The sequence below is a fragment of the Marinilabiliales bacterium genome, assembly GCA_007695015.1.
Taxonomy (GTDB): Bacteria; Bacteroidota; Bacteroidia; order Bacteroidales; family PUMT01; genus PXAP01.
In genome coordinates, this window is sequence record REEN01000048.1 from 1 (window position 1) to 5,344 (window position 5,344).

At 56.2% G+C, this 5,344-nt stretch carries 4 protein-coding genes; 2 read left to right on the forward strand and 2 right to left on the reverse strand.

The features are described 5' to 3' along the window. Positions 1-708 (forward strand): hypothetical protein (locus tag EA408_05410; GenBank protein ID TVR73122.1); only part of this gene is annotated, 708 nt, incomplete at its 5' end. Here the strand turns inward: EA408_05410 and EA408_05415 are convergent. Beyond that, positions 683-1,876, reverse strand: coding sequence for a hypothetical protein (locus tag EA408_05415; protein TVR73123.1), 1,194 nt, complete (start codon positions 1,874-1,876; stop codon positions 683-685). The two genes, EA408_05410 and EA408_05415, sit on opposite strands and share 26 nt — an antisense overlap. Beyond that, the gene (locus tag EA408_05420; GenBank protein ID TVR73124.1) at positions 1,804-3,510 is read right to left on the reverse strand and encodes a hypothetical protein; all 1,707 of its coding nucleotides are present in this window, start codon (positions 3,508-3,510) and stop codon (positions 1,804-1,806) included. The genes EA408_05415 and EA408_05420 overlap by 73 nt, the downstream gene beginning before the upstream one ends. A gap of 208 nt (positions 3,511-3,718) precedes the next feature. On the opposite strand from EA408_05420, the gene EA408_05425 reads away from it, so the two are divergent. Continuing rightward, positions 3,719-5,245 carry a hypothetical protein gene (locus tag EA408_05425; protein TVR73125.1) on the forward strand — a complete coding sequence of 509 codons (1,527 nt, stop codon included), beginning with the start codon at positions 3,719-3,721 and terminating at the stop codon, positions 5,243-5,245. Positions 5,246-5,344 lie beyond the last annotated feature (99 nt).

Sequence of the window (5,344 nt, forward strand, 5' to 3'; positions counted from 1 at the left end):
ACCTTCGAGGATACCGAGAGCAGCGTGCTGCTGCACCGGGTCAACCGGTTCCTCTCAACCCGCATGGTTACGCCTGCCGCTTTTGAGGCCGGCCTGGGCAGGAAACATATCCGCTTTGATGGCTGGAAGGAGCTGGCAAGCCTTCACCCGTCGCGCTTTACACCGGCCGCGCTGCCGGATGGTGTGGAGAAGCCGTATATCATAATGCGTTTTGTTTCGTGGAACGCCTGGCACGACAAGGGCCACACGGGCATGAGCGATGCGGCGAAAAGGGAGGTGGTGGGGCGGCTGTCGGAGTTCGGCACGGTATACATCTCTTCTGAGAAACCTTTGCCGGCCGGCATGAATGTGCCGGCCATCCCGGGGGGCTGTGCTGACGGGCACACGCTGCTGGCGGGGGCGTCGCTGTTCTTCGGCGAGAGTGCCTGCATGGCGGCCGAGGCCGCAGTGCTGGGTGTGCCGGCCTTCTTTATCGACAACGATGGCAGGGGTTACACCAGGGAGCTTGAGCGACTGGGACTGCTTTTCGGATATGGCGAAGACGACGGGCAGGTGGCTGAGGCGCTGGAGAAAGCAGTATCATTGCTGTCTGACCCGCAGACAACCGAGGAGTGGCAGCGGAGGCGCCGCAAGGCTTTGGAGGACAAGCCCGACCTGACGGCGCTGATGATTGAGATGGCTGTCAGGTTTTCGGCTCTTTCTTCTTAACTATCTTTCTGATACCCAGGTTTCTTTTGTACCACTCGGGATCCCTGAGGCGGACCCTGACGTATAAGCGGTAGTTACGGTCGAAAAGGCTGCGAACGGGTATTGCCAGGTAGAGACGGCAGGCCCTGAGCAGGTGGTAGCTGATCTTGCCCAGCCGCGGGTGTTCCATCGCCATCCTGTGCCTGCGGTGAAAGAGGAGGCCCTTCCCTTCCGACCCCTCCGGCAGCCTGAATGCGGTTCCGAAGGTGCTGTTGAGAACGCGGATGTAACCTGCAGCCTGCCGGCGGAAGTGCCTGAAGGTGTCGAAGGCGGAGCCGGGGTCGGTGCGCCGGGCGAGCAGCAGCAGGTCATACAGGTCTCTGAGGGAGGGCCTGGCATGCTGGTGGCCCCAGTGCACCTTCTGTGAATGGATAAAGTTGAGGCGTATCTTGTTGACGTCTGACATCACCATGAACTCAGGGTTCTCCCGTGAGGGGTGCACCCCCTCAATGGCGTCGGGGTAGCCGAAGACCGATTCGTACTGTATGTTGACAGGCAGCCGGTGAATATCGACAAAGGCGGGCAGGCCCTCCCTGACGAGCTCGGGGAAGTGCTTCATCGCCTCCTTGCGGGCGGGATCGTACTGCTGGGCACTGGTAAACCCGTCGTCAATAAGCAGCTGCGCCGCCTTCTCCATTAGGTCGGGGTCTGCCAGAATATCTATGTCGAGCATCATCCTTTCGGCCGGTGTGGAGTACAAACCGTCGAGCATGTTTCCCAACCCTTTCATGAAGACGGGTGTTATGCCGTTTGACCTTAGAAGCCGGTTGATCTTCCCGGTGTGTTCCAGAATGGTTTTGTTACGCTCAAGGTTGAGGTCATGCAGCTCTTTGAGGTGCGCGGTTAGTCCGGCAGGCAAATGCTCCAGTAGTCCGTTATCCCTCATCTTCAGATATATGGCTTGCAGCACGTAATTGTTGCTTGCAGTGTAAACCATCTTGTTCCAGTCCACTTCCTCCGAAAGGATCTTCTTTTCCAGATCTTCTTTTGCCCCGGTGTTCTCATGGCCTTCAAGGGCCAGTATTGACGCTGTCAGATAGTAAGAATCGCTGTTTTTCATCTGTTGCCGAATAGTTTTTTTATTGCTCCTGCTGCCTGTTGGCTGTTGCTGAAGGTAAGCCTGTAGCATCTTACGGTAACGAACCAGTCGATGAATTTCTCTGCATGCGCGGGGTTCTGCGACACCCACGCCTCGCGGTGGAACGCCTCAAGGGCACTTAGTGTGTCAAGCATCTCCATGCTGAAGGTTGCCTCGTTGTCGTATTTCAGGAACACCATGGCGGTGACGGGACGGGGACCGAAGGGATCCCTTCCGGGGAAACGGGGGCGCAGGTAACGCACAGGTTTCCTGCCGGGCACCCTGTAACCGGCATCGGCATCGGACCCGGGATCGTACCAGGGAGCCACCACATCATAGGAACCCTCTTTTACCGCTATCGCGGCCGGAAAGGGATAGGCCTTCAGGTTGGAGGCCGATACCGGAATGAAGTCATCCGACATGAACCATAGCTGTTGGTTGGCGCTCCTGTTGTTTTTCGATGAGTGGCTGCCGGCACCGGTTTCTTTGCCGGCACCGGTTTCTTTGCCGTCAGGGGGTGGAGGGCCGGACCCTGGTGCCGTGATCTCTTCTGCCGGCAGCTGCAGCAGTGCTGCCATGGTGCTTTTGCCCGAACCGCTGGCCGAGGGAAGCAGTACGGCACTGTGGCCGTCGGTAACGGCCGAGGCATGGATATAGCACATCCACTCACCATTGCCGGTGCCGTGTATGTGGTTGCAGATCTCTGTATAGGCCCTGTGCTTCAGGAAACCGGGGTCATCAAAGTGGTACGCGGCAGTTGATACACCTGCCGGACGGTCAACCCCGGCATAGCATCTTTCTCCTTTTTTGTCTGCATCAAGGTAAAGGGATAAACCTGCTTCATTCTGTGTCCCGGTATCGGTTTTGCCGGTGGTTGTTGTGCCGGGATCGGTGGATCCGGGGCCGGTTGTTCCGGGGGCTGTTGTGCCGGGGCCGGTTGTTCCGGGATCGGTTTTGGCGGGCCCGGTTGTGCCGGTGGCTGTATTGCCGGGATCGGTGGATCCGGGGCCGGTTTTGCCGGTGGCTGTTGTGGCGGGGCCGGTTTTGCCGGGCCCGGTTGTGCCGCCGTTAACTGTTTCGAGATGGGCGAGGGGCCTGTGGATATAGTATTCAGCCAGCGGTGAGCCATAGGTGATGGTGAACCGCCGGTTGTTGGCGTGGTAGTGGCGGGTCCTGGTGCGGCGGGTTCTGTTTTGCTGACCGGCATGTGGTCCGGCATGTGATCCGGGGTGTGGTCCGGCATGTGATTCAGGATGTGGACCGGGATGCGGTTCGACATGCGGACCTGGATGCGGTTCGGCATGCGGTCCGGGATGCGGTCCGGGATGCGCTGCATCCGGGCTTGATACCGGGGTTGATGCCGGCCGGCTATTTCGGTCGGGTTCTTCGTCGGACCCGGACTCCTCCTCCGGCTTATCGGCTGCCGCTGGTGGGGGACTTTCTTCCGATTCCTTTATCGCCCGGGCAACCTCCCTGTAGAAGCGTCGCGCCTCCTTCTCCGGCAAGCCGTATTTTTTGGTAAGCGCCGTGGTGGTTACAGCATCGTCTTCTCCCTTTCCAACTCCCTGGTAGATCATCCAGGCGGGCTCCTGGAATTCAACCCAGCGGTTGCTCCCGGGAAACCAGACAACATGGCTGCTGCCGATCTTCCTTACCACTCTCTTTCCAGCACCGGTTTCTGCCATAAAGGTGATTTAAAGCAAAGATATGATATTTTGGGTAAAAATATTTTGCAAATAATAACGGGAGATTGGCTGAAACTTTTAATTTCGTGGTGCGTAAACTTTTGACAGCAGCGGGAGCAAGAGCGGCGGGCAGGCACAAACCGGCACAAGGAACTTGAGGACCGGTAAATGCCGGCTCAATGAATGCAGACCCCGGCAATATCAGAATATGACAAAACAGCGGCAAAATCCGGTTATCTACCTGGTCGACATGCTGATCCTTACGGGATCGTTCCTGCTCGTCGCATTGTATAAACCTGCTACGGCCAGGTACCTTTCTGATGAGTATCTGTATGCTTTCGGGGGACTTGCAATTGTATGGACCATATCATCCTTCTATTTCAAAAAATACAGCTTCAGAAAGAAGCACGGCGTTGACAGGCTTGTTCGTGTGATCCTTCTTTCCAATTTTGTATCTCTTGGGGCCATACTCATTTTCTTTACCCTGTTATGGATCTCCGGGTACTCCCGCCTGATGCTTTTCGGTACGGTTACCCTTGCCACCCTGCTCGAATTGTTTGCCGGGAACCTTTACAGTTCGTTGATACGGACAAAAACGATTGACGGTCATGAACCGCATAACCCGCCTCCCCGACCCTGGGAGATCGCAGAGGCAAGGAACGCCGCCGATTACAGCGACTACAGGGTAAGTACCGGTGAGATCAGGACCGCGGTTGAGCAGGAGTGCGGTCCGGGGATCTATGAATTCATGTCACGCCATATTGAGGGGGATGGCGACAGGACACTCATAGTGTCGACAGGCTCGCGCTTCAATATAGAGATGCAGCCGGAGGGTTTTTACAATGCGGTTGTCAATATGAAGCGCGTGAACGACATCAGGCTGATCAATAAGTTCTTCGAGTCAGTAAACCGCAAACTGCCTGACGGTGGTATCTTTATCGGTTGCGCCGAGACGACGCAGCAGAGGAAAAAACGTATCCTGAGGAAGTACCCGCCGCTGTTAAGATGGGTTATGTACCTGCTGGACTATATACTGAAGAGGGTCTTTCCGAAATTTTTACTGACACGGAAGTTATACTACCTGGTTACCCGCGGCAACAACCGTGTCCTCTCCAGGGCCGAGCTGCTTGGCAGGCTCTATTCGTCTGGTTTTGAGCTGGTGGAGGACGAGTTTGTCAATGGCCTGTACTGTTACAGCGTACGAAAAACCAGGGAGCCGGTTTATGACCCCGATCCCACCTACGGGATGTTTATAAAGCTGCGGCGAATAGGCAAGGGGGGTAATATTATCAGGGTTTACAAGTTCCGCACGATGCACCCATTTGCTGAGTACCTGCAGGATTTCATGCTGCAGAAGAATAACCTGGATAAGGGGGGCAAGTACAGGAATGATTTCAGGGTGACCACCCTGGGTGGTATCATGAGGACCCTGTGGATCGATGAGCTCCCGATGCTTCTGAACCTTCTGAAGGGCGATGTTAAGCCGGTGGGTGTCCGCCCGCTAAGTCCCCAGTACTTCGCGTTATATGACAAGGATCTTCAGGAAAGGAGGATTAAGTATCGTCCCGGACTTGTGCCGCCGTTCTACGCCGACATGCCCCACACGCTGCAGGAGATACAGGACTCCGAGCGGCACTACCTCGATTCATATGACAAGAGGCCGTTGCTTACCGATACGCGCTACCTTTTCAGGGCGATGTGGAACATTGTATTCAAAAAGGCCAGGAGCCGGTAGGAGTAAACATCCGGCAAAAGTTCATCGCCCCGCAGCAGAAGTTTCCGGACCTGCCACAGCCGGGAGTTATTCCGCCCCCCCTTGCAGGAGTTATTCCTC

Excerpts from the sequence above, each read along its gene's own strand:
- EA408_05415 (TVR73123.1), bottom strand. The coding sequence starts at position 1,876 with ATGCTACAGGCTTACCTTCAGCAACAGCCAACAGGCAGCAGGAGCAAT.
- EA408_05420 (TVR73124.1), bottom strand. The coding sequence starts at position 3,510 with ATGGCAGAAACCGGTGCTGGAAAGAGAGTGGTAAGGAAGATCGGCAGC.
- EA408_05425 (TVR73125.1), top strand. The coding sequence starts at position 3,719 with ATGACAAAACAGCGGCAAAATCCGGTTATCTACCTGGTCGACATGCTG.